Annotated in this window: 21 protein-coding genes; 7 read left to right on the forward strand and 14 right to left on the reverse strand. The window is 68.5% G+C overall.

The window, feature by feature from the left end:
- Nucleotides 1-4 precede the first annotated feature (4 nt).
- The 5 genes from moaA to QMZ25_RS10195 all read right to left on the reverse strand — a co-directional run bounded on the left by moaA (nt 5) and on the right by QMZ25_RS10195 (nt 4,570).
- Nucleotides 5-985, reverse strand: a complete 981-nt coding sequence (gene moaA, locus QMZ25_RS10175) for a GTP 3',8-cyclase MoaA (RefSeq protein ID WP_277380740.1) — start codon at nt 983-985, stop codon at nt 5-7.
- Between the two features lie 220 nt (nt 986-1,205).
- A complete protein-coding gene (locus tag QMZ25_RS10180; protein WP_263174503.1) occupies nt 1,206-1,886 on the reverse strand; it encodes a L,D-transpeptidase in 681 nt (226 codons plus the stop codon).
- Between the two features lie 142 nt (nt 1,887-2,028).
- Nucleotides 2,029-2,298 carry a hypothetical protein gene (locus QMZ25_RS10185; RefSeq protein ID WP_053519770.1) on the reverse strand — a complete coding sequence of 90 codons (270 nt, stop codon included), beginning with the start codon at nt 2,296-2,298 and terminating at the stop codon, nt 2,029-2,031.
- 111 nt (nt 2,299-2,409) lie between these two features.
- Nucleotides 2,410-3,756 carry an MFS transporter gene (locus QMZ25_RS10190; protein ID WP_283219565.1) on the reverse strand — a complete coding sequence of 449 codons (1,347 nt, stop codon included), beginning with the start codon at nt 3,754-3,756 and terminating at the stop codon, nt 2,410-2,412.
- Between the two features lie 67 nt (nt 3,757-3,823).
- Entirely contained in the window at nt 3,824-4,570 is a 747-nt protein-coding gene (locus QMZ25_RS10195; protein ID WP_283219566.1) for a glucose 1-dehydrogenase, read from the reverse strand.
- A gap of 118 nt (nt 4,571-4,688) precedes the next feature.
- Between QMZ25_RS10195 and QMZ25_RS10200 the strand changes: the two genes are divergently transcribed.
- Both QMZ25_RS10200 and QMZ25_RS10205 read left to right on the forward strand, forming a co-directional pair.
- On the forward strand, nt 4,689-5,582 hold the full coding sequence (locus QMZ25_RS10200) for a LysR family transcriptional regulator (RefSeq protein ID WP_283219567.1): 894 nt from the start codon (nt 4,689-4,691) through the stop codon (nt 5,580-5,582).
- 72 nt (nt 5,583-5,654) lie between these two features.
- Nucleotides 5,655-5,996 carry an RcnB family protein gene (locus QMZ25_RS10205; protein WP_053519774.1) on the forward strand — a complete coding sequence of 114 codons (342 nt, stop codon included), beginning with the start codon at nt 5,655-5,657 and terminating at the stop codon, nt 5,994-5,996.
- 97 nt (nt 5,997-6,093) lie between these two features.
- Here the strand turns inward: QMZ25_RS10205 and QMZ25_RS10210 are convergent, their stop codons facing one another.
- Nucleotides 6,094-7,170: a retropepsin-like aspartic protease gene (locus QMZ25_RS10210; protein WP_283219568.1), complete on the reverse strand. Its 1,077-nt coding sequence runs from the start codon at nt 7,168-7,170 to the stop codon at nt 6,094-6,096.
- A gap of 85 nt (nt 7,171-7,255) precedes the next feature.
- Between QMZ25_RS10210 and QMZ25_RS10215 the strand changes: the two genes are divergently transcribed.
- The gene (locus QMZ25_RS10215) at nt 7,256-8,308 is read left to right on the forward strand and encodes a sensor domain-containing diguanylate cyclase (protein ID WP_111186834.1); all 1,053 of its coding nucleotides are present in this window, start codon (nt 7,256-7,258) and stop codon (nt 8,306-8,308) included.
- A gap of 47 nt (nt 8,309-8,355) precedes the next feature.
- On the opposite strand, the gene QMZ25_RS10220 is transcribed toward QMZ25_RS10215, so the two are convergent.
- A complete protein-coding gene (locus QMZ25_RS10220) occupies nt 8,356-9,273 on the reverse strand; it encodes a M14 family metallocarboxypeptidase (protein WP_283219569.1) in 918 nt (305 codons plus the stop codon).
- Between the two features lie 144 nt (nt 9,274-9,417).
- Between QMZ25_RS10220 and QMZ25_RS10225 the strand changes: the two genes are divergently transcribed.
- From QMZ25_RS10225 to QMZ25_RS10240, 4 genes are read left to right on the forward strand one after another with little or no spacing between them, the layout of a single operon-like run.
- Complete coding sequence (locus QMZ25_RS10225; RefSeq protein WP_065182918.1) at nt 9,418-10,071, forward strand: DUF3348 family protein; 654 nt, start codon at nt 9,418-9,420, stop codon at nt 10,069-10,071.
- Between the two features lie 11 nt (nt 10,072-10,082).
- Nucleotides 10,083-12,260: a DUF802 domain-containing protein gene (locus QMZ25_RS10230; protein ID WP_283219570.1), complete on the forward strand. Its 2,178-nt coding sequence runs from the start codon at nt 10,083-10,085 to the stop codon at nt 12,258-12,260.
- Complete coding sequence (locus QMZ25_RS10235) at nt 12,257-12,895, forward strand: OmpA family protein (protein ID WP_053517790.1); 639 nt, start codon at nt 12,257-12,259, stop codon at nt 12,893-12,895. Before QMZ25_RS10230 ends, QMZ25_RS10235 begins: the two co-directional genes overlap by 4 nt.
- Nucleotides 12,885-13,262 (forward strand): DUF2894 domain-containing protein, encoded by a 378-nt coding sequence (locus QMZ25_RS10240; protein ID WP_065182919.1) that lies wholly within the window; start codon nt 12,885-12,887, stop codon nt 13,260-13,262. The genes QMZ25_RS10235 and QMZ25_RS10240 overlap by 11 nt, the downstream gene beginning before the upstream one ends.
- A 22-nt stretch (nt 13,263-13,284) precedes the next feature.
- Here the strand turns inward: QMZ25_RS10240 and QMZ25_RS10245 are convergent, their stop codons facing one another.
- Genes QMZ25_RS10245 through QMZ25_RS10275 form a run of 7 tightly spaced genes read right to left on the reverse strand, consistent with a single transcriptional unit; the run spans nt 13,285 to nt 22,839 of the window.
- Entirely contained in the window at nt 13,285-14,043 is a 759-nt protein-coding gene (locus QMZ25_RS10245) for a 2,3-dihydro-2,3-dihydroxybenzoate dehydrogenase (protein WP_128987976.1), read from the reverse strand.
- Nucleotides 14,034-17,924 (reverse strand): amino acid adenylation domain-containing protein, encoded by a 3,891-nt coding sequence (locus tag QMZ25_RS10250; protein WP_283219571.1) that lies wholly within the window; start codon nt 17,922-17,924, stop codon nt 14,034-14,036. The genes QMZ25_RS10245 and QMZ25_RS10250 overlap by 10 nt, the downstream gene beginning before the upstream one ends.
- Entirely contained in the window at nt 17,921-18,178 is a 258-nt protein-coding gene (locus QMZ25_RS10255) for a phosphopantetheine-binding protein (protein ID WP_053517795.1), read from the reverse strand. Before QMZ25_RS10255 ends, QMZ25_RS10250 begins: the two co-directional genes overlap by 4 nt.
- The gene (locus QMZ25_RS10260) at nt 18,178-18,810 is read right to left on the reverse strand and encodes an isochorismatase family protein (RefSeq protein ID WP_180875289.1); all 633 of its coding nucleotides are present in this window, start codon (nt 18,808-18,810) and stop codon (nt 18,178-18,180) included. The genes QMZ25_RS10255 and QMZ25_RS10260 overlap by 1 nt, the downstream gene beginning before the upstream one ends.
- Nucleotides 18,810-20,456, reverse strand: coding sequence for an AMP-binding protein (locus QMZ25_RS10265; protein WP_053517798.1), 1,647 nt, complete (start codon nt 20,454-20,456; stop codon nt 18,810-18,812). Before QMZ25_RS10265 ends, QMZ25_RS10260 begins: the two co-directional genes overlap by 1 nt.
- Nucleotides 20,453-21,646 (reverse strand): isochorismate synthase, encoded by a 1,194-nt coding sequence (locus QMZ25_RS10270; RefSeq protein WP_128987973.1) that lies wholly within the window; start codon nt 21,644-21,646, stop codon nt 20,453-20,455. Before QMZ25_RS10270 ends, QMZ25_RS10265 begins: the two co-directional genes overlap by 4 nt.
- Nucleotides 21,643-22,839, reverse strand: a complete 1,197-nt coding sequence (locus QMZ25_RS10275; protein WP_283219572.1) for an MFS transporter — start codon at nt 22,837-22,839, stop codon at nt 21,643-21,645. Before QMZ25_RS10275 ends, QMZ25_RS10270 begins: the two co-directional genes overlap by 4 nt.
- Between the last annotated feature and the right edge of the window lie 147 nt (nt 22,840-22,986).

Here is a 22,986-nt window from a genome sequence, read left to right on the forward strand (position 1 = left end):
CTGCTCATCCTCCGATGGAAGCCAGGTGCGGGGTCAGCCCGGTCCGGCCCTGGTGCAGGCCATGCCCGGCCGCTTTCAGGCCAAGCTGGGTGGTGATGCGCGCCAGCAGCGCGTCATGGTCGTCATCGTGCTGCAGCAGCGCGCGCAGCGGCACGCCGAAGTCGCCGAACAGGCACAGCCGCAGGTCTCCCCTGGCTGTTACCCGCAACCGGTTGCAGCCCTTGCAGAAATCGCGCGAGTACGGCGCGATGATGCCGATGCTGCCACGATGGTCCGGATGGCCGAACTCGCGCGCCGGGCCGGCATCGGCCGCCCGTGCACGCTCGCGCCAGCCGGCAGCCAGCAACTGCTCGATCACCCCGTCGGCACGCAGGTGATGCTGCTGGAAATAGGCTTCGTTGTCGCCGGTGCGCATCAGTTCGATGAAGCGCACGCTGAAGGGACGGTCGCGCAGGTACGCCATCCACTGCGGCAGCTCATCGTCGTTGAGGCCGCGCAGCAGCACCGCGTTGAGCTTGATCGACGGCAGCCCCAGCGCCTGCGCCAGGGCCAGGCCCTGCTCGATCTCCGGCAGGCGGTCATGCCCGGTGATCGCGGCAAAACGTTCGCGCCGCAGACTGTCCATGCTGACGTTCAGCGCCGTCAGGCCGGCGCGGTGCCAACCCGGCAGGCGACGCGGCAACTGCGTGCCGTTGGTGGTGATGGCCACTTTGCCGATACCCGGCACCGCCGCCACGGCCGCGATGATGTCATCAAGATCCTTGCGCAGGCTGGGCTCGCCACCGGTCAGCCGGATCTTGCTCATGCCCAGCGCCGCGAAGGCGCGGACCAGGCGGCTGATCTCCTCGACCTGCAGGAAACGCGGGCGGCCATCGGCCTGGTACCCCTCCGGCAGGCAATAGCCACAACGAAAGTTGCAGGCTTCGGTCAACGACAGGCGCAGGTACGGAAAGCTGCGTCCGAAACCGTCGGTGAGTTGGCTCATGGCTGGTCCACCTTCTTGCTCCACCGTCCTGCCTGTTGCCGCGTGATGTCGGCGCATCACAGCATGCGGCCTGCGCTGCCACGGGAGTGTGACTGGGCCCATCATGAACGATTTCCGGCAGCGGGTGCACGCTGCCGGGCAACAGGAAGAGCCGCAGCCAGTGTCCGGATGGATGCGCGCCAGGCTGACCGCGCCGCCCACCGGGCCGGCGGTGGAGCGTCTACCTGCGGGCAGATCGTGTGCGCTTGCCGCCGTTGTGCTGCGCAGCCGCGCGGCTCTGTGCGAACTCGGGGAAGGTCTGCTCGATCGGGTCCACGTCCGGCAGGATGTAGAACACCCCGCCCCGCTCGAAGGTGGAACGGATGATGCGTTCGTAGAACTCCGGCGAGACGTTGATGCAGCCGTGGGTGACGCGGTTGTCGTCCGGCGACGGCGATGCCAGGCGCTCGACACGCCTCTCTGCTGGAACGCCGGTTGCGGTCGGATGGATGGAGACTGCGGACTCGTAGTCCACCCACAGCACCCGCCCTGCATCAATCGAAGGGCCGTAGCCGCCCACGAAGCGACCTGCAGGCGTGGTGCGGTCCCGTCCCGGAATGGCACGCAGGGCGAGACCCGCAACGCCGGGCGCGGTGTGGTCGCCGGTCGCTGAACCGAACAATGCAGGGGCCGCGCCGCGCAGCCGGCCGTCGCCACCGAACACCAGGATCTGCGCGGCAGCCTTGTCCATGACCGCGAACGGATAGCCTTGGCTGTCCTTGGACGCCACGACCCAGCCCGCCAGTTCGATCACGGTTTCGGAGACATCCTGGCCGGGTGGCAGTTCATCAACGGCGGCCGACGGCGGCGCGACGGCATCTTCCGCATTGACGACACCGACCACCAGGAACGCCAACGCCACTGCCAGAGCAGCGCGATGGGCATGGCGCGCAAGGGATGAGTGGGTATGGATGGGAGCATTCCTCGAAAGCTGTGTGACGGGAGGACACCAGTGGCCGCTGCGGCCACTGGGCCCCTGACTCGGATGTGCAGGCTACAGGCGGTCAGCCGCGCGGAGTGCGGCGAGGTGCCCGTTCAAGCTGCTGGACGCGCCCTTCGATCTGATCCAGACGCTGGTTGGCCTGCTGCGCCGACTGATTGGCCGATTCGGCGCTCTGCGCCGCACCCTGCACCTTCACATCAAGCTGGTCGAGCCGCGAGTTGATCGTTGCGAAATCGTCCTTGTAGGTGGCGCAGGCCCCAAGGCCTACGGTGGCGACAATCGCCACACCGAGCGTACGTGCCATCATCAGGTGCTGCTTGGTAAGAATCATTCCACTCCCTCCTTCGTCTGGGGTGTCTGGAATATAGCGGCGTTTCGGCACACTCTCCGATTGGCTTTCAGCTGCAGGTGGAAGACGTGGACGTCGCGTGAAGACCCCGTCTCAACCGCGTCGCCAAGCCAATCCGGCGGCAATCGCCAAGGATGCCGCGATCACCAGCGAGGCCACCACGAACGCGGTGCGCACCTCCGCGGGCGTTGCCGTGTCAGGCGCGACGGCGAAGAACACACCGCCCACCAACGCCACCGACAGCGCCGCACTGATCTGCAGTGTCGCACTCACGATGCCTGCGGCCAGCCCGGCGTGGCGGGCATCCACATGGTCCACGCTCTGCTTCACCAGCGCCGGAAGCGCAATGCCCTGTCCCGCGCCGATCAGAAACAGCGGAAGCGGCAGCCACGACGGCATCTCCAGCAGCGCGAGCGTTGCGACCGCCAGCAGGCCCACAACCTCCATCACCATCCCATGCGATGCACCCTGTGCGGCCAGCCGCCGGAACGCCGAACCACACAGCGGCCCGAGAAGGAAACCCAGCCCCAACGGCAGGATCGCCAACCCCGCCGACGCGCTGCTGCGCCCCAGCGCGGACTGCTGATACACCGCGAAGACGAGAAAGAACGCAGCCAGCGCGTAGAAGAAGAATGTCGCTGACAGACTGCGCCTCAACCCGCGTATCTGCAGCAGCGATGGCAATACCAGCGGCATCTGCCCACGCCCCACGCATCGCTGCTCATGCCTCCAGAACAACAGCAGCAGGGGGCCGCTTGCCAGCAGCAGTCCTACGCACCACCACGGCCACTGGCGCTGGCGGCCCTCGATGATCGGTACCACCAGCGCCAGCAACGACGCCGCCAGCGCCACCGCTCCGACAGCGTCCAGCCGTGCTCCCTGGCGGGCGTGCGACTCACGCAGCAGCACGAATGCAGCCGGCACCGCGGCTGCGACGATGGGAAGATTGATGAGGAACACGCTCCTCCACCCTGTCCCCCACAGATCGGCTGTCACAAGCACCCCTCCCAGCAGCTGCCCGCCCACCGATGCGAGGCCGAAGGTGGCGCCATACAGGCCAAGCGCACGGCGCTTCTCGCTGTCCGGGAACAGGGCATGGATCGATGCCAATGACTGCGGGGCCATCAGCGCGGCCGACATCCCCTGCAGCAGCCGTCCGGCCACCAGCACTTCAGCCGCAGGCGCCAGGCCGCACAGCGCCGATGCCAGGCCAAACCCCAGCATGCCTGCGATGAACACACGTTTCCTGCCGTAGATGTCGCCCAGCCGGCCTCCCAGGATCAGGGTCACCGCGTAGGCCGTGGCGTAGACCGAGATGACCAGCTGCGAGACATCCGGGGGCGCGTGCAGATCGACACGGATGGCCGGCAACGCGACATTGACGATGAAGAAGTCGAGCGGCGGCAGCAGCGTGCCTGTCAGCAGTACAGCCAATGCCATCCAACGGCGCGGATCGGGCGGTACAGCGGCCGCAGCGTCAGCCGGTAGATTCATGTCGTCCCCCCACTCAGCGCATGCCGCCTGAGGCAAGCAGGGTGTCGCCGCTCATCCATCGCGCATCATCGGAGGCGAGAAACGCAACGATCGGCGCCACGTCCAGTACCTGGCCTGTCCGGCCCAGTGGTGTCTGCGCCAGATTCCAAGCCTGGAACCCGGAATCGACGACACCCGCAGCATGTGTGCCCTCGGTCTCGATCAGGCCGGGATTGACCGCATTGACACGGATACCGCGCGGACCAAGCTCCCTGGACAACACGCCGGTGATGGCGTCCATCGCGCCCTTCGAACCGGTGTAGATGGCGCTGTCCACCGGCAGGATGCGGGTCACGAATGAACTGATGTTGATGATGCTTGCACCGGGCCGCAGATGGGGAACGGCGGCGGCAGTGACCAGCAGCGGGCCCAGCACATTGATGTCGAACTGGTGGCGATAGAGCGCCTCGGTGGTGTCCTCGATCTTCGCGAACCGGTACACGCCCGAGTTGTTCACCACCACATCCAGCCTGCCGAACGCATCCAGGGCCGTGGCCACCAGTGCATCGACCTCGCGTGCGTCACGCACGTCGGCGCGCACCGCCAGCGCCCGACCACCGGCGGCTTCGATATCGGCAACGACCCGTTCGGCGCCCTCCCGGCTCGAGGCGTAGTTGACGACGACGCTGGCGCCGTCGGCCGCCAGGCGGCGGGCAACCGCAGCGCCAATGCCCTTCGAAGCGCCGGTGACCAGCGCGACCTTGTCTTTCAGCGTGTTCATATCAAGCGGATCCAGTTCCAGGGGGAGGCGGTCAGTGCGACCGGGGCCCATGCTGGACCTTTCAAACTTGTATGTGGACTGACACTGATGCACATTTGCCGTACATTTTTGAACGGGCATGATGATGGAATGGGGTGATGTCCGTGTCTTCCTGGCGATCGTGCGGGGCGGGTCTCTGGGTGAGGCGGCCCGGCGCCTTGGTGTCAGCCATCCCACGGTAGGCCGCCGGTTGAAGGCCCTTGAACAGCATGCCCGGCAGCCCCTGCTGCGGCGGACGCGGGACGGGCTGGTCACGACCGATGCCGGTGATGCAGTGCTGGCCCTGGCCGAGGCCATGGAGAACTCCGCCCTGGCCATGGAGCGCCGCCTGGAAGGCAGCCCGGGCCGGCTGGAAGGCATTCTGCGCATTTCGAGCGCGGACTGGTTTGCCTGCCACGTGCTGACGCCCGTGCTCGCCGAACTGGTACGCCGGCATCCGGCGGTGGTTCCGGAACTGATCGCCAGCTATCGACTGCTTGACCTGTCGCGCCGCGATGCCGACGTCGCGTTCCGCATCGTGCCGTTCAGTGAGCCGGACATCGTCCAGCGCCTCGTGATGACCCTGCCCTACGGCCTGTATGGTTCGGTCTCGACCATCGCCCGGCTGCAGGACGACCCCGATTCGGTCGGGCTCATCCTGATGAACACCGCGCAGTCGCACTTCCCCGACGTGGAATGGTTGCTGCAGCGGTTTCCGCGTTCGCCGCGCGCATTCACCAGTACCAGTCGCAGTGTCCAGGCGCAGATGTGCCTGCACGGTACCGGTATCGCCGTGCTGCCCCGTGCATTGGGTGACGCGGTGGCCGGACTGCAGCGCATCGAATCACACGGGACGCCCCCTTCGCGGGGCATCTGGGTGGGCTATCACCAGGATCTGCGCCACATGGACCGTCTGCGTGCCCTGCTGGACATCCTCGATTCGACACTGCCGCCAACAGGCGCCGCCCCCTCGGCAGGGAAACAGACAGCATGATTCCGTTCACGGGCGTTGGCCTATGGTCCACCTCACCAGGCCGGCAGGACCGGCCACTGACAGGAGGATGCCATGAGGACCCGACACGTCGTACCTGCTCTGATGGTGGCACTGCTCGCCGTCGCACCGGCCTGGGCGGATCCGCCGCACCACGCCCGCGGAAACGGTCCCCCACCGCACGCAGGCGGGCCGCACAATCGCGACGCACCGCCGCCAGGATGGCAGAAGAAGGCATGGCGGCGCGGCGATCATCTGCCGTGGGCGGAAGTGGATCGTCGCTACTGGGTGGATGACTACGCACGCTACAGGCTGCGTGATCCCGGCCGCGGCCAGCGCTGGGTCCGCCAGAGCGACACCGAGTATCTGCTTGTTGAAATCGCCACCGGCGTGATCGTCGACGCGCTGCGTCGGTGAACGCAGCCCTGGCTGACCCATCGGGCGCAGACGCGCGATGGGTCAGCCCTTCCTGCGCTGCCTGCCGCTGCTGCGTCCAGCGGTGGGCGCTGAAGGGCTAGTTCGGCAGCGCGCGCGCGTTTCCGTTTGGCCGCAGATGGAGCTGACCGGTTCTGGTATCCAGCAGGATGTTGAAGTTGCGCAGTGTTTCGCTGCCCAGCGTGCCGTCGGCATTGGATCCATCCTCATCGATGGTGAACGACACCTTGGGCTGTTCCAGTCGCAGCCCGCCCACATCGACCGATGCGATCCGTGCATCGACGGCCCGGATCTTCCTGCCCGCCGAGCCGCTGAACTGTGAGGTACCGATCGTGCGGGTGAACACCTCCTGCAGTCGGTGGCGCGAGCTGTACGCATGGCCCAGATCGACGGCGCCGTTGCTGCCGGTGTCCACGAACAGCCAGGCCGCAAGTGTCGAGCCACCCTCACGCAGAAGCACTTCGATGGAGGGCGTATTGTCGATCCAGCGGACGTTCGCGCGGGTGTATCCGTGCAGATCCGGCAACCGGTCGTGCACGTGCAGCAGCTTGCGGTCGTAGTCGATCTCGATGATGCGCCCCGCGAAGAATGTCCAGCCAAGCACGGCGTCGAACGGACGCGTGCCGTAGTCGATCACGGCCGCCCCCATCGTCCGGCGCATGTCTCCCACGACGACCGTGTTGTGGGTACTGTAGTCCACGAAACTCACGCCATCGGAGCCGGTGTTCTCGGAGCGGTCATCGACCTGCATCGACGCCGCCTTGCGGGTGGCAACCGTGACTGCCAGTCCGTCAGCCCCGGTGTCGACAAGAAAGCGCAGCGGTCCTGACTGGTTGATCCGCCCTTCCACATAGATCCGGTGATCCTTGTCCTGCTCGAAAGGAAGGGTGATCGTCCCGGCCGCGGCGCGGGGCTGCGGAAGAACAAGCAGCCCCGCAACCAGGGCGACGTACCACGGACGTATGGACTGGCGCATTGATGGCTTCCAGTGGAGGGCAACGGCAGATTGCCGCCTGCCTTGGATGCGGCAGGGGTGCAGAAGGTTTAGACGCCTGCCGCGCTGCCCTCGATGATTCCGGACCGAAGCAAACCGACGCCCGGCGCCCGCGGCCCCGTGTTGCCATCCGGCGCTGACGTCGGCGACCGCAGCATGCACGGGCCGTTGACGTCGCAATGCCAGACTGCTGGAGCGCGCTCCACCGTGGAGCGCCGTTGGTCGTGCGATCTTGGGGGGATCGGCAATGCCCTACTTCACTGATTCGACCGAGGTGGCCGTCGAGGGTATCGGCGCGGCGCGGCGCATCGGTTGGATGCGGTTCGTCGGCAGCAGCCTGGCGGCCCTCCCCCTGGCCTCCATCCTGCTCGAACGCCAGGATGGCGTGTGGCCATGGACGCTGCTGCTGCTCAACGCGCTGGCATGGCCGACGATCGCTCTGGTCCTCACCCGGCGTTCCCCCGAGCCGGCCGCCACCCAGTTCCGCTGCATGGTGCTCGATTCCTTCCTTGGCGGCGCGTGGATCGCGTTCATCGCCCTCAGCATCGTGCCCAGCGCACTGTTCACCGCCCTGCTGGTGGCCGACAAGATCGCAGCAGGGGGAGTGCGGCTGGCGCTGCGGGCGACGCTGGCGCTGGTGCTGGGTTTTGGACTCGTCTGGTTCGCGCTGGGCTTCCCCTACCAGCCGACCACCTCGCAACGCAGCATCATGCTGAGCATGCCGTTCCTGTTCGTGTACGGCATCGGCCTCAGCATCCTGAGCTGGCAACTCGCGCGCCGGGTCAAATCACAGAACCGGCAGCTGCGGCGGCTGAGCCGGATGGATCCGCTGGTGGAGCTGGCCAACCGGGGCTTCCTGATCCACCGTGCCCAGCAGGCGCTGGACAAATCACAGCGCCACGGTGGCATGGCGTGCCTGTTGATGCTGGATGTGGATGACTTCAAGCGCATCAACGACTCGCAGGGGCATCGCGCCGGCGATCAGGTCCTGCGGAATATCGCCACGACACTGCGCGAATTCGCCAGCCCGGCCGATACAGCTGCACGGCTCGGGGGGGATGAGTTCGTCGTGCTGCTGCGCGACTGCGCCGCGTCAGACGCCATGCAGATGGCGGCACGCATCCGGCAACGCCTGCACGAGAACGCACGCCGGACAGGACCGGCGAGCGATTTCAGTGTCAGCATGGGAGTCGCTGCGAGCCCGCGACACGGCAGTGTCGAGGACTGGCTGGCACTGGCCGACCGAGCCCTCTACCACGCCAAGCGGCAAGGCAAGGACACCGCCAGTTTCGCCGAGTAATGGCCGCGTAGCAGCGTCATCCCGGTCGGTCGCGGTCCCGATCCGGATCAGTGCGCCAGTGCGAAATCCAGGCCCGCACAGACCGCCGCGACCTGCGCGTCGTTGCACTCCTGCGGGTGGGTACGCGGACTGTCCGGGTAGACCTCCGTGGTGGTGGCAAAACGCGCATCGGTGAATCCGGCGCAGGCCCCGATCGAGCGCGATTCACCCCATACCACGCCCGGTGACTGCAACGGCAGGCCGACCAGGTTGCCTTCGGCATCGGCCGGGGCGATATGGGTGATCGGCGCCACGGCGGCGATCAGCGCCCGCTGGAATGCCGGTTGCGGGTCTTCGCTGTTGCCGATCACGTAGAAGCCATCGGGAATGGTGTCCCGCTCGAAGGGCTTGCCATCACGGGCGCAACGGGCCGGGTCGAACTCGTGCAGGTCGCTGTCGGTGGTTTCGTGCAGGTCCAGGTGCACCCGGATGTCGGCCTTGCGCCCGGCCACCCAGCGCATCAGCGAGGCGGCTTCCTCGATCAGGCCGTTGTCGCGGAAGCTGCGGTTCGGGTCCAGGGCAGCGGGGTTCCAGCGCTGGATGCGCTCATAGCCCCACGGACTCACGCAGGGGGCCACGATCAGGTTCAGACGCCCCAGGTAGCGCTCGGCCTGCTGCTCCAGGAACTGCAGGGCACCGTGTACGCCGCTGGTCTCATAACCATGCACGCCGCCGGTAACCAGCGCCGTCGGCAGTGCCGGGTTCCAGTCGTGGTTGACCACGGCGAACAGGGGATAGTGGTCCGGCGCGTAATCGAGCTGCCCGTACTGGATCACGTCGAAACGCTCGTCCAGGCGTTCCAGCGCCGCCACCACATCGTCATGGTAGCTGCGCTGGCGTTGCTGGCGGGCCCGCCACTGCGCGCGTTCCGGATCGCCCCAGGGCTGTCCGGGGGTGCCGATCGGGTAGAACTGCGCAACAGTCATGGGTGCTCCAGAGGTCGAACGTGGTGAGTGCAGCCGGTCATTCTAAGCCTTGTGGCGCCTGCGGGCCCGCCCACCCGTCCCGCCCTTCATCCAGCCAGGCTCATCTGGCTGTAAAATCAACGGTTTTTGGCCCCTCACCCCTTGATGGCGAACGCAGCGCAGACGGTCCTGGGTGGACCGGATTTCCTTCGCCTGCTCGCCCGTCTCAGCGACGGCGCGATGCCGGCCACCAGTCCCGTCCTGACCGATCGCCTCGGTCAGTGGGTGGACTGGAGCCGTGCTGTCGCGCTGTCGACGGCACTGGGCGGACGCGTGCCTGCAGCGGCGGACGCGGGCGAGGCGATGGACGACCTGCTGGCCGACTGCGAGCAGGCCCATGCCAGCCTGCTGGCGTCGATTCGTGACGATGCCGAAGCCGAGCGCCTGCTCGATCTGGCCGAGGCGGCCGCCACACCCACCTTTGCCTCGTTGCGGCAGCGCTACCGGGTACTGCAGCAGGCCATCCAGACCGCGACCGGGCGCCTGCGCGGACGCCTCCGTGACCAGTTGCTGCGGGCCTCGCCCGAGTTGGCGCGGCTGGCCGAGATCGACGCCGTGATGGAGCAGACCCTCAGCCCGCGCGAGCACAGCCTGCTGGCCATCGCCCCGGCAGTGCTGGGCACCCGCTTCGACCGCGTGCATGGCCAGCCTGGCTGGCGCACCGCATTCCGCCATGACATGCGCTCGCTGCTGCTTGCCGAGCTGCAGCTGCGCTTCCACCCGATCGAGGGGCTGCTGGCAGCCCTGCGCTCCCACTGACCCGGAACACCATGTCCAGAACTGCTTTCCCTGTCGTTGTCTTCCTTGTCGGCCTGCTGGCCGTGTGCTGGATCGGCATCGGCTACGTTTCGGTGCACCCGTTGGGTGCAGCGGTCGCGGCGGTCATTGCCGCCTGCTACATCGCCGGTGGTGTGGAGCTGTACCGCTATCGCCAGGCCAGCGCGGGCCTGCGCGATGCCCTGGGCGATCTGTCCGCCGCCGAGGAGCGCCTGGCACCCTGGCTGGAGCGCGTGCCGGCAAGCCTGCGCAATGCCGTGCGCCTGCGCGTGGAAGGTGAGCGCACCGCCCTGCCCGGCCCGGTCCTGACACCGTACCTGGTCGGCCTGCTGGTGCTGCTGGGCATGCTCGGCACCCTGCTGGGCATGATGGACACCCTGCGCGGCACCGGCCTCGCCCTGCAGAGCGCCACCGACATGGCCGCCATCCGCGGCTCGCTGGCATCCCCGGTACAGGGCCTGGCCGTCGCCTTCGGTACGTCGATTGCCGGTGTCGCCAGTTCGGCCATGCTGGGGCTGCTTTCGGCGCTGTTGCGCCGGGATCGCCTGCAGGCCGTGCAGCAGCTCGACCGTGCCATCTCCGGCCCGCTGCACCCGTATTCGCAGGCGTGGCAACGCGCCGAATCCCTGCGACTGCTGCAGGCGCAGTCCGCAGCGCTGCCGGCCCTGGTCGACCGCCTGCAGGCGATGACCGGTGCCTTCGAGCAGCACAGCCTGGCGGCCAACGAACGGCTGCTGGCCGGCCAGGCCGAGTTCCTCAGCCAGAGCCAGGCGCTGCAGGAGCGCCTGGCGGCCTCCCTCCAGCAATCGCTGCGCGAAGGCGCCGAAGCCAGCGCAGCGGCCATCGGCGGTGCCCTGCAGCCGATGGCGGAAACCACGCTGGCTGGCCTGGCCAGCCACGGCCAGGCCCTGCATGCGCGCGTTGAACAGGCGGTGCAGCAGCAGCTGGCCGGGCTGGCGGACGGCTTCGAGCGCAGCCGCGTATCGACTGAAGCCAGCTGGACGCGGGTAATGGCCGAACAGGCCCAGGCACAGCAGGCGCTGGTGACCGACCTTCGCCAGCATCTGCAGGCCTTCAGCGATGCCCAGGGTGCACACGGCGAAGCAGTGGTGGCACGCATCGGCGAACGGCTGCAGGCGGATGCCGACCGCCAGACCGACGCGTGGCGCACTGCGGCCGACCAGCAGCATGCGCTCAACACCACGCTGGTCGAGCGCCAGCAGCAGGCACTGGAGGCGGTCAGTCAGCATCTGGACGAACGGGCCCAGTCGCTGCTTCACGCGCTTGAAGAACGTCATGCAGCCAGCCAGTCGCTGCTGCAGGACCACGAGCAGCAGCGCCAGGCGCGCTGGGAGGCCGCCAGCACCCATCTGCAACAGGCCCACGCCGCGCTGCAGGCACAACTGCAGGCCGGTGACGAACAGCGCCTGCAACGCTGGAGCGACGCGCTGCACACCCTGTCGAACGATCTGGCCGAACGCCTGCACGCCAATGGAGAACGCCTGGCTGCGCAGCAGCAGCAGATCTGCGACACGCTGGCGGAGACCGCGCAGCAGATCGGCGAGAACGGCCGTGCCCAGGCCAGCGCAACGCTCGCGGAAGTCTCGACCCTGCTGCAGACGGCTGCCGCCGCACCGAAGGCCGCTGCCGACGTCATCAACGAGCTGCGCAGCACGCTCTCCGAGAGTCTGGTGCGCGACAACGCGATGCTGGAGGAGCGCGGCCGCCTGCTGGCGACGGTGCAGACCCTGCTGGATGCGATCAACCATACCTCGCATGAACAACGCAGCGCGGTCGATGCACTGGTGGGCGGCTCGGCGGAACTGCTGGAGCGCGTCGGCAACCGCTTCACCGACCACATCGCGGCCGAAACCGGCAAGCTCGACGGCATCGCTGCACTGCTCGATGGCAGCGCCACTGAAGTCGGCCACCTTGCCGGCGCCTTCGGCGACGCCGTGGCCCAGTTCGGCGCCGCATCGGCCGAGCTGTCGGGCCGGCTGGAACAGATCGGTGGCGCGCTGGATGCCTCGCTGGCCCGCAGCGACGAGCAGCTGGCCTATTACGTGGCGCAGGCGCGCGAGGTGGTCGACCTGAGCCTGCTGTCGCAGAAACAGGTGATGGAGGAGCTGCAACAGTTGGCCGCGCGCCGCGGCAAGGCCGGCACCGCATGAGCGACGAGCTGGAGGTCGACGGCGGTTCGCACGCGCCGATCTGGGCGGCATTCGGCGACCTGATGTCGGTACTGCTCGGCGCGTTCGTGCTGATCCTGGTCGGCGTGGTAGCGGTCCAGCTGGAACTCTCGCAGCGGCTGGAGGATGAAGTCAGGCAGCGCCAGGCCGAAGCCAAGCGCCTGCAGACGCTGGAGCAGGCACTGGCCGGCCCGCTGGCGGCGGGCCGGGTGACGCTGGTCGATGGCCGCATCGGCATCAGCGGCAGTGTGCTGTTCGCCCTCAATTCAGACCAGCTGCAGCCGGAGGGCCAGGAGCTGCTGCGCAGCCTGGCCGCACCGCTGGCTGCCTACCTGGGCAGCCGCGAAGAGATCCTGATGGTCAGCGGCTTCACCGATGATGCGCCGGTGCGCGAAGGTAACCGTCGTTTCGCCGACAACTGGGAACTGTCCGCGCAGCGTTCGCTGACGGTGACCCGTACCCTGATCGCCGATGGCGTACCGGCCGATGCGGTGTTCGCCGCCGCCTTCGGCAGCGAGCAGCCGGTCAGCTCCAATGCCAGCGAAGATGGCCGCGCGCGCAACCGCCGCGTGGAGATCGCGCCGATTCCCAGGCCCAGGGCACCGGATGGCAGATAAGCTGCCAGCGCTGGAGGGGCTGCGTGCACTGGTGCGCGATCTCGATGCGGGGTCGCGCTCGCTGGCGGACTACCCGCAGGTGCCGATGCTGCAGCAGGTGCAGCACGAGTGGTCGGAGCTGCGCAGTGAACTGCAGGTGCGCCGTTCGCTGCGCACCGAGGCCCCCGCAGACGGCGGCCCGCTGAACTCTGCGGTGCTGGTGCAGCGCATGCTCGATTCGATGCAGGCCGCCAGCCCCGGCTATCTGCGCCACTTCATCGATTACGTCGATACCCTGTCGTGGTTGCAGGCGCTGCAGGACGGTGCGGCCAGCGGCGGTGATGCGGCGAAACCGAAGCGCGCGCGCAAGCCCCGCAACCCCGGTTGAGGCCCGGCCCTGCATCAGGGGGTCAGCCGCGCAGCGTGGCGCCGCCGTCGACGTACAGGTCACTCATCGCCACATGCCCGGCCTGCTCGGACAGCAGGAACATCACCGACTGGGCAACGTCCTCCGGCGTAGCCAGCTTGCGCAGGGGAATGCCCGCCTTGTAGGTGTCGAGGTTGCCGGCAATCACCCGCTCGGCACCGTACGCGTCTTCCCACATGCCGGTCTGCATGGCGGTCAGCGTCGAACCGGGTGCGACGATGTTGCAGCGGATGCCCAGTGGCGCCAGCTCCAGGCCCAGGCAACGGGTGAACATGGTCGCTGCCGCCTTCGAGGCAGCGTAGGCCGCCATGCCGTGACGCGGCACGCCTGCGGCGTTCGAGCTGACGGTGACGATGGCGCCCTGTCTGCGCGGTGACATCACCCGCGCCAGTGCGCGGCCGAGATGGAACACACCGTCAGCGTTGACCGAGAAAACACGGCGCCAATCGGCATCACAGGTATCCGTCACCGCGCCGACCTGCAGCACGCCGGCCACACTGGCCGCCAGGGCGATCGGTCCGATCTTCGCCTCTACCTGGTCGATGAGCGCATCGACCGCTGCGCTGTCGCTGACATCCAGCGCACAGGCATGGACGCGCTCGCCCACGATCGCGGGCGACTCGCGGTCGGTGGCCACCACCTGGCAGCCGGCGGCGACCAGCAGCTTCACCAGCGCGGTGCCGATCCCCCCGGCTGCGCCGGTCACCAGCGCCACGCGACCCTCAAAACCGGTCAACTGCATGTTGCGATCTCCTGTTGTTCATCCCAATGCCGCAGTCGCGCCGACAGCCATGGCGCGAGTTGCGCCACCGCATCACGGCCGGTCAGTTCGGCATGCAGGAACGGCAGTTCCAGCGCCTGCACCGTGCGCGCGTGCGCCTTCCACAGCGCCGACTGCAGCTGTGGTCGTGCATGGTGGTCCCGCCCTGCGCGCACATGCACCAGGGTGCCGTCGAATGGCCGGTGGTGGTGCTCGCGGATCAGGCGGTTGGTTCCGGTGACCGCGCGCACCACGCCGTCCAGCACTACGTCGGGCAGGCTGCCCAGCGCACTGCCACCTCGACGCAGGAAGGCCAGGATGCGCTCGCGGCTGTCCAGTTCCGGGTGTGCGTCCGGATCGTGGCCGGCGATGGCCAGCAACGCCCGCAGCGCAGCGATCGGATCCGGCTCCGGCTCGGCCCGCCAGCATTCACTGGGATAGGCGTCGAGCAGGACCAGCTCGCCGACCTTGCGACCGATCTCGTGCAGGCGCACGGCCATCGCCTGGGCGATGATCCCCCCCACCGACCAGCCGAGCAGGTGCACCGGCCCGCGCGGCTGCAGGGTCACTACACGCTGCACGTACTCGTTGGCCATCGCCTCGATGCTGGCCGGCAGCGGCTGCGCGGCGTCCAGCGCCGGCGACTGCAGCCCGTACACGGCCCGCGCCGGTTGCAGCGCACGCGCCAGCGCGCGGTAATTCCAGGCGATGCCGCCTGCCGGGTGCAGCACGAACAGCGGCGGGGGTTCAGTCCCATCGGTCGTGGTCAACGCGATGACCGGGCCCAAGGCATGATCGGCCAGCATCGGGGGTTCGGCGATACGCCGGGCCAGCGCCGCCACCGTCGGCTCCGCGAACAGAACGCCGAGGCCCAGCTCGCAGCGCCAGCGCTGTTCGATGGCCAGCAGCAGGTGCACGGCCGAAAGCGAGTCGCCCCCCAGGCTGAAGAAGTCCGCATCCACCGCAACGGCCTGCTCACGGCCCAGTGCCTGTGCGAACAAGGCGGCCAGCGCATGTTCCAGTGGCGTGCGCGGTGCGACACCGGTCATCCCGACCTCCGGCGGTTTCGGAAGCGCGCTGCGATCCAGCTTTCCGTTGGTGGTCACCGGCCAGTGATCGACCCCGACAAACGCCGACGGCACCATGTAGTCTGGCACGCGCGCCGCCAGGTGCGCGCGCAGGGCAGCGGCGTCGGCCATTGCCGCTGGCACGTAGGCGACCAGCCGCGGCTCACCGGGAAGGTCGTGGCGCAGCAGCACTTCCACGCGCTCCATGCCGGGCAGTTCCCGCAGCGCCGCCTCGATCTCCCCCAGCTCGATGCGCAGACCGCGCAGCTTCACCTGATGGTCGCTGCGGCCCAGATACTCGACCGCTCCGTCGCTGCGCCAACGTGCAACGTCCCCGGTGCGGTAGATGCGCTCGCCCGCGAGGAAGGGATCGGCCAGGAAACGTCCGGCGGTGAGATCGTCGCGGCCCAGGTAGCCTCGTGCCAGCTGCACGCCGCCGAGGTAGAGCTCGCCCGGCACGCCCACCGGCAAAGGCTGCATGCGTGCATCGAGCACATACAGGCGGGTGTTCCAGACCGGGAAGCCGATCGGGACCGGGCGTGAGCGATCGCCTGCCGGGGCTGGCCAGTAACTGACGTCCACCGCGGCTTCGGTAGGCCCGTACAGGTTGTGCAGCTGCGCGTCGATGCGGGCATGGAAGCGGTCGCGGAGCGAGGCGTCGAGCGCTTCGCCGCTGGTGAACACCCGGCGCAGCTGCAGGCCCTGCGAGGCGGGCGCCGCGAGGAAGGCGTCCAGCATCGACGGGACGAAGTGGGCGGTGGTGATGGCCTGCGCGCGGATCAGCCGGGCCAGCTCGGTGGGATCACGATGGGCATCCGGACCCGCGAGAACCAGCGTGGCGCCGCACAGCAGCGGCAGGAAGAACTCCCAGACCGACACGTCGAACGTGGCGGGCGTCTTCTGCAGCACGCGGTCGTCTGCGCCGAAGCCGTAGTGCTCGCGCATCCACAGCAGGCGGTTGACGATGGCGCGATGCTCGATGACCACGCCCTTGGGTTCGCCGGTCGAGCCTGAGGTGTAGATCACATAGGCCGCATCATCCGGCGCCGGGTCCGGCCAGGGCGCGGCAGCCCCCTGTGCCATCCATTGATCGGGCGGCAGCACCGGCACGCCTGCGGCCCGGTGCGCCATCGTGCTGTCGGCCAGCACGCAGGCCGGACGCGCCGAGCGCAGGATGCGCGCCAGGCGCTCGTCGGGATGTGCAGGATCCAGCGGAAGATAGGCGGCGCCGGCACGCAGCGCGGCCACCAGGGCGATGACCAGCTCCATCGAACGCGGCAGCGCGACCGCCACCACACTGCCCGGCCCCACCCCCAGCGCGCGCAGCTGTGCCGCCAGTGCGAAGCTGCGTGCCTCCAGCGCGGCATGCTCAAGCGTGGCGTCGCCGCAGACCAGCGCCGTTGCCTGAGGGTCGCGATCCATGCCCTGCTGCAACAGTTCCACCAGTGTGGTTTCAGGCAATGGATGGGTGGTCGCGTTGAAGCGGTGAACCACCTGCGTGACCTCTGCCGCGGTGGCCAGTGGCACGCTGGCAATGTCGTCGGCATCCAGCGCCGCCGACACGAAATGCAGCAGCCGTTGCGCATGCGCCTGCACGTCGGCGTCGCTGTACAGGGCGGGGTTCGCCTCGATCTCCAGATCCAGCAGCGCCTGGCCATCACCGCGGAAGCCCAGCACCAGATCCTCCACCGGCCCGGTGCACAGCACCTGCAGCGTGGCCTGCACGCCGGGCAGCGCCAGCGGCCTGTAGAACGGCTGTATGTTCACCAGCGGGCCATGCAGGCGCTGCTGCGCACCGACCAGGCCCAGATCGCGCCGCAGCTGTTCGCCGCGATACCGGCCATGCCTGCGGCTCTGGCTCAACTGCCGGCCGATGCCACGGGTGTAGCTTTCGACACTGCCCTCGGCAGCGGCCACGCGCAGCGGCAGCACGTTCATCACCATCGCGGGCACGCGCGCCGACGCGTTTCCCAGGCGCCCCATGTAGGGCACCCCCAGCACCACTTCCTCGGCCGCACTCATCCGCCGCAGGTACTCGGCCGCAAGTGCGGCCAGCACATCCGGCCACGGCTGCAGCCAGCGCACCGATGCCTGCAGCAGCTCTTCACGGAAGGCGGCATCCAGCGGCTGCACCCAGCGCAACGCGTCATCACTGGCGGCGGCGACGCCGGCCAGACCAGCGGCGGCCGGCGCGTCCCGCAGGTGGTCGCGCCACCAGGCACCGGCCATCTCGCGACGCGGATCGATGCGGTATGCCGCATCGTCGGCCAGTACACCGGCCAGGGGCGGCAGCGCATCGCCGCCGCGCCCGGCGTACAGCGCGCAGACACGATCGCTGAACAGTGCCATGCCATAGCCATCAGCGCCGAGATGGTGAACGCGCAGGTACCAGACCCAGCGCTGGCCTCCCAGTGCGTAGAGCACCTGCTGGCTGATCCGGTCGCGGGTGGGATCGACCGGGCTCAGCCGGTCGGCCCGCATCGCGGCGTTGGCGTCGGCCACCGGATCGGCAGCGCTGGAAAGATCATGGACTGCCAGCAGCGGTACATGCGCCGGCTCATGCCATTGCAGCGGCTGGCCATCGCTGCCTTCCGTGAAGCGCAGTGCGAGCGCCTGCGCCTCTGCCGCCGCCTGGTTGGCGGCGGCCGTGAACGCCGCCACGTCCAGCGCGCCGTCGATCCATACGGCATGGGCCGTGTTGAATGCAGGGTTGTCGGGAGCCAGGCGCTGGGCATACCACAGCCCCGCCTGGGCCTCGGTCAATGCCACCGGTGAGGCTGGCGCTGCACCGTTCATGCGCCTTGCGCGGCCTGCAGCCGTTGCACCACCTGCCACCACTGGCGCAGCGTGGTGTGCTCGGCCAGCTGCGAGAACTCCAGCGGAAGGCCAGTGTTGCTCCACGCAAGAACGAGGCCGAGCATGCGCATCGAATCCAGATCGAGATCGATCAGGTTGTCGTCATCGCCGATGTCGGCCGGCTCGCATTCGAGCACGCGCGCCACGTCCGCGCGCATCCGTTCCAGGTCAAGCACATCGCCCGTCCTATCCATCACAGTGTCTCCAGCAGCTGGCCGGTGGTCATCGGTACGCCACAGGTCCGTGCGATCCAGTGCAGCGCCTGCTCATGATCGGCGCGCGAGAAGTCGGCGACCGCATCCGCGGCGATGAATGCCTCGATATCACGCTGGAAGGCTTCGACCACGGTCGCGGTGCAGCCGATATGCGCATACACACCGGTCACCAGCAACTGGTCGCGCCCGCGCGCGCGCATCAGCGTCTCCAGGTTGCTGCGCTGGAAGGCGCTGTAGCGATGCTTGACCAGTACGTGCTCGCCCGGCTGCGGGGCCAGCGCGGTGATGATCGGCTCATGTTCGTCACTCCGGCGCATGCCGGGCCCCCACAGGTCGGCCTGCAGGCCGCGGTCGCGCCGGTCCTGATCGCCATGCTGGGCGGTATAGAACACGGGAATTCCCTGCGCCCGGCAGTGCGCCAGCAGGCGCGCGACGTTGTCCACGGCGGGGCGCAGCGGCTCGCTGTCCGCGTCGAACGCTGCCAGGAAGTAGCGTTGCATGTCGTGCACCAGCAACGCGATCCGCTCGCGCTGCGGGTGCCAGGGGCCGCGCGGCTGTGGCAACTCGCTGGCGGTCGGCAGGGAATATGAAGCAATGCGGGGCAGCGCCATCAGCGCGTTCCTCCTGTCTGCTGCAGATGACGCGCACGCAGCTGCGCACGCAGTTCGCGGCGGCTGATCTTGCCGACCGCCGTTGTATCGAAGCTGTCCACGAACACCACCTGGTCCGGCACCTTGAACGCCGCCAGCCCGCGCCCGCGCATCCAGGCCTTCAGTGCCGGCGCCGTGATCGGCTCGCCCTGGCGGATGACGAAGGCGCAGCTGCGCTCGCCCAGGTACTCATCGGGAATGGACACCACCGCCGCATCGAACACACCCGGATGGGCCAGCAGATGGTCTTCGATCTCCTCGGCGGAGATCTTCTCGCCGGCACGGTTGATGTGGTCCCCGGCACGCCCCTGCACCACCAGATATCCCCCGGGCAGCTGCTGCACGCGGTCGCCGGTGCGGTAGAAGCCGTCGTCGGTGAACGAGCGCGCGTTGGCCGCGGCATCGTTGTGGTACCCACGGATGGTGTACGGGCCGCGGGTCAACAGATGTCCGATCTCGCCCTCGGCAACCGGCTGATCGTGGTCGTCGACAACACGGACTTCGTCGTCAGGGCTGATCGGACGTCCCTGGCAGGCCACCACCAGTTCCTCGGGATCGTCGAGGCGGGTGTAGTTCACCAGGCCTTCGGCCATGCCGAACACCTGCTGCAGCGTGCAGCCCAGGCCATCGATGACGCGCCGCGCGGCCTCCGGCACCAGTTTTGCGCCGCCCACCTGCAGCACCCGCAGGCTGGACAGATCGTGCTTCGTCGATGCCGCTGCCTGCGCCCACAGCAGGGCCAGCGGCGGCACCAGCCCACAGCAGGTCACCTTCTCGCGTGCAATCAGCGGGAACGCGACATCCGGGCCCGGCCCCGGACTGAGCACCACGCGGGCACCGGCATACAGCGCACCGAAGAAGCCCGGCGAGCTCATCGGAAAATTATGCGCGGCCGGCAATGCGACCAGATACACGCTGTCGCGGTCGATCCCGCAGATCGCGTTGCTGGCACGGAACGAATAGATGTAGTCGTCGTGCGTGCGCGGAATCAGCTTGGACAGGCCGGTGCTGCCACCTGACAGCTGCAGGAACGCCACCGACTGCGGATCCGGGTCGGCCGGCAGCTGGCTGCGGTCGCCCTGCAGGTTCGCCAGCGCGACGAACTCCTCCGCATCGCCGTCGATCACCACGTGGCGCAGGGCCGGCACCTCCGCCTGCAGTGCCCGTGCCAGCCCGCGATGATCGAAACCCTCGTGCACATCGGCGGTGACAAAGGCACTGGCCTCGGCCTTCGTGGCGAAGTGCACCAGCTCGGTGATGCGGTGCGCGGGCAACGCGTACACCGGTACCAGGCCGGCGCGGAACAGGCCGCAGACGGTGGCGATGAAGCCCGCGCTGTTGCCCAGCTGCACCAGCACCCGTTCACCGGGCTGCAGGCCCAGCGCCAGCAGGCCGCTGCCGATGCGCCCGGCCTCGTGCCACAGCTGCGCATAGCTCAGTCGGACATCACCTGCCACCACCGCGATGTCATCGGCGTAGCGTTCGGCGCGCTCGCGCAGGAAGGCCGGGAAAGTCTCCCCGCGCCAATGCCCCATCCGGCGATAGTGGGCGACCCGGTCTTCGGGCCATACCTGCTGCAATGGCAGGCGGGAAGGAGATCGGCTCATGCGAGGGGCTCGGTCGGGGGCGCGGGCTCACTGACGCCCAACGCGTTCAACAGGGCAGCAAACTTCGCTGCGGTTTCGGCCACTTCGGCCTGCGGCTGCGACCCGGCGACGATGCCGGCGCCCGCATACAGGCGCAGCTGCGTGCCCTGCAGTCGTGCGCAGCGGATGGCGACGTACCAGTCGCCGTCGCCCTGCGCGTCCAGCCACCCCACGGCACCGGCGTAGAAACCGCGTGGAACCGGCTCCAGTTCGCGGATGCGCTGCAGCGCCGCCTGCTGCGGCGTGCCGCATACGGCGGGCGTGGGATGCAGCTGCGCCAGCAGGGCGGCGGCCGGCACCCGTGGATCCTTCAACGTGGCATGGATGCGGGTGCCCAGGTGCCACATGGTGGCCGTGGCATGCAGCACCGGCCGCGCCTGCGCGTCGATATGGCTGCAATAGGGAGAGAGGCCATCAACGATGGCCTCGACCACATGACGGTGCTCGTCGTGATCCTTGGCCGACGCCAGCAGGGTCTGCGCGGCACGCTCGTCCTGCACCGGATCCGCACTGCGTCGGGCTGAGCCGGCCAGCGGGTGCGACAGCACCTGCGCGCCGCGCTTGCGCAGCAGCAGCTCGGGCGTCGCCCCGACCAGCCATGCCGGGGCCTGGCCCAGCTCCACCGGCAGCGGCACCGCGTAGGTCGCTACCGACGGATCGGCTCCCAGTCTCGCCAGCAGCACATCGGGCGTCAGGGCGTGGCGTGTGTGTGCCAACAGGCTGCGCGCCAGTACCACCTTGTGCAGGTCCTGTCGGGGATCACGCAGGGCCTGTACTGCCCTATCCACCGCTGCGGCGTAGTCGTCCGCCGAAGGTTCGGCCTGCACGACACCCTCCAGCGCCGGCGCAGCCTGCGGCTGCACCGGCAACGCAGGCAGCACGCGTTCGGGCTGGTACAGCGCATCGTCAGCACGTGGTTCGAACGGAATCGCTCCGACCAGCAGGCCCGGCCCGCCCCGCTGCTGCGCGAAGAACGCAGCCACGCGCCCGGCCAGCGTCACCAGCGGACCGGACGCAAGCGCCGCACGACAGCCACGCGCATGCACATGCTGCCCTGCATGCTGCAGCAGGAACAGCGTGGGGTCATCCGCAGCCGGCAACGGCAACGGCGCCGTCTCCTGCCATGCATCGTCCCTGAGCGAATCGTTCATGTCGCCTCCTTCATCCGGTGCGCTGCCGCCAGCACGCACAGCAACAGCAGCAGCACACCGACCAGCAGATACGGCAGGCTCGGCCCGCCCCGATACAACAGCGTGCCGAGCATCGGCCCGACCACCATGCCCAGCCCCTGTGCCGCAGCGACCGTTCCGGCGGCGGCACCCTGTTCGTGTGCCTGCACCGCATCGGCGGCCAGCGCCTGGAACGACGGGAACACGAAGCCCATGCCGAATGCCGCCAGCGCATAGGCCGCCGGCAGCTGCCAGGACTGCTGCACGGCGGCGACCGAGGCGAAGCCGATACCGGCGATCAATGCACCCAGCACGATCCAGCGCCGCGGTGGCACCTCCAGCTTCATCACCAGTGCCTGCGCCAGGATCAGCCCGACGCCCACAGCCGTCAGTGCGATGCCGGCCATGCGCGCGCCTTCAGCCGCTGCCAGGCCGAGGCGATCGATCGCGAAGAAGCCGACCGTCACCTGCGCGATGGTCACCGACACCATTGCAAGGAACGCGGCCAGCTGGGGCAGCCGAAGGCGCCGGTCCAGACGGCGCAGGGGCGTCCGTCGTGCTGACGATGCCGCCGCTGCCGGCGCTGTCGAAGGCAGACGCCACGCCAGCAGTGCCAGCGCCAGCAGCGGCAACAGCGCGGCCACATACAGCGCCAGCGAAAGATGCGTGTAGGCCAGCCAGCCTGCTGCCGCTGGGCCCAGCACCATCCCCAGTGCATTGGCACTGCCCAGACGGGCGAGAAACTGCGTGCGCTGGCCGGCCGGCGCCTGGTCGGCGATCAAGGCTGCGGCCGTCGGTGGCACGGCGGCATAGAACAGCCCGATCAGCCCGCGCGCGCCCACCAGCACCAGCACCGACACAACCACCGGCGGCGTGACCTGCAGGGCCACATCGATGAACATGGCGAGCGCGAGGTAGACGCCGATGTACGCGCCCATCGCCAGCAGCAGCACGCGCTTGCGACCGATGCGGTCGCTGAGTTGGCCCCAGCGGCGAGCCGCCAGCATCCACAGCACGCCGGCGGCCGTCACCGACAGGCCCGCGTGCCATTCGGACAGGCCCAGCAGCCGGACCACCGGGCCGATCACGGCGACGAAAGACATCATGGCCATGGTGCCGATCAGGGCCGCCAACACCAGGGCCGGCAAACCGGGAACGACGGGACGTGCGTGCATGGAACACCAGCCGTGACAGGGAAGGACGGCAGAACGCCAGCACGACGCTCCGCCCGATGCCGCCACGTCACGCAGCGGCATCACCCTTAAATGATAACGGCTCGTATTTGCATTTGATACCCATTCAATTGAATGGACCCGCAACAG

The sequence above is a fragment of the Stenotrophomonas sp. RS-48 genome (genome assembly GCF_030053245.1).
Lineage (GTDB): Bacteria > Pseudomonadota > Gammaproteobacteria > Xanthomonadales > Xanthomonadaceae > Stenotrophomonas > Stenotrophomonas maltophilia_P.

What these genes read in the sequence shown, in the direction of transcription:
- moaA (WP_277380740.1), bottom strand. Translation starts at nt 985, where the DNA reads ATGAGCCAACTCACCGACGGTTTCGGACGCAGCTTTCCGTACCTGCGC.
- QMZ25_RS10185 (WP_053519770.1), bottom strand. Translation starts at nt 2,298, where the DNA reads ATGATTCTTACCAAGCAGCACCTGATGATGGCACGTACGCTCGGTGTG.
- QMZ25_RS10190 (WP_283219565.1), bottom strand. Translation starts at nt 3,756, where the DNA reads ATGGCATTGGCTGTACTGCTGACAGGCACGCTGCTGCCGCCGCTCGAC.
- QMZ25_RS10195 (WP_283219566.1), bottom strand. Translation starts at nt 4,570, where the DNA reads ATGAACACGCTGAAAGACAAGGTCGCGCTGGTCACCGGCGCTTCGAAG.
- QMZ25_RS10200 (WP_283219567.1), top strand. Translation starts at nt 4,689, where the DNA reads ATGATGATGGAATGGGGTGATGTCCGTGTCTTCCTGGCGATCGTGCGG.
- QMZ25_RS10205 (WP_053519774.1), top strand. Translation starts at nt 5,655, where the DNA reads ATGAGGACCCGACACGTCGTACCTGCTCTGATGGTGGCACTGCTCGCC.
- QMZ25_RS10215 (WP_111186834.1), top strand. Translation starts at nt 7,256, where the DNA reads ATGCCCTACTTCACTGATTCGACCGAGGTGGCCGTCGAGGGTATCGGC.
- QMZ25_RS10220 (WP_283219569.1), bottom strand. Translation starts at nt 9,273, where the DNA reads ATGACTGTTGCGCAGTTCTACCCGATCGGCACCCCCGGACAGCCCTGG.
- QMZ25_RS10225 (WP_065182918.1), top strand. Translation starts at nt 9,418, where the DNA reads ATGGCGAACGCAGCGCAGACGGTCCTGGGTGGACCGGATTTCCTTCGC.
- QMZ25_RS10230 (WP_283219570.1), top strand. Translation starts at nt 10,083, where the DNA reads ATGTCCAGAACTGCTTTCCCTGTCGTTGTCTTCCTTGTCGGCCTGCTG.
- QMZ25_RS10235 (WP_053517790.1), top strand. Translation starts at nt 12,257, where the DNA reads ATGAGCGACGAGCTGGAGGTCGACGGCGGTTCGCACGCGCCGATCTGG.
- QMZ25_RS10240 (WP_065182919.1), top strand. Translation starts at nt 12,885, where the DNA reads ATGGCAGATAAGCTGCCAGCGCTGGAGGGGCTGCGTGCACTGGTGCGC.
- QMZ25_RS10245 (WP_128987976.1), bottom strand. Translation starts at nt 14,043, where the DNA reads ATGCAGTTGACCGGTTTTGAGGGTCGCGTGGCGCTGGTGACCGGCGCA.
- QMZ25_RS10250 (WP_283219571.1), bottom strand. Translation starts at nt 17,924, where the DNA reads ATGAACGGTGCAGCGCCAGCCTCACCGGTGGCATTGACCGAGGCCCAG.
- QMZ25_RS10255 (WP_053517795.1), bottom strand. Translation starts at nt 18,178, where the DNA reads ATGGATAGGACGGGCGATGTGCTTGACCTGGAACGGATGCGCGCGGAC.
- QMZ25_RS10260 (WP_180875289.1), bottom strand. Translation starts at nt 18,810, where the DNA reads ATGGCGCTGCCCCGCATTGCTTCATATTCCCTGCCGACCGCCAGCGAG.
- QMZ25_RS10265 (WP_053517798.1), bottom strand. Translation starts at nt 20,456, where the DNA reads ATGAGCCGATCTCCTTCCCGCCTGCCATTGCAGCAGGTATGGCCCGAA.
- QMZ25_RS10270 (WP_128987973.1), bottom strand. Translation starts at nt 21,646, where the DNA reads ATGAACGATTCGCTCAGGGACGATGCATGGCAGGAGACGGCGCCGTTG.
- QMZ25_RS10275 (WP_283219572.1), bottom strand. Translation starts at nt 22,839, where the DNA reads ATGCACGCACGTCCCGTCGTTCCCGGTTTGCCGGCCCTGGTGTTGGCG.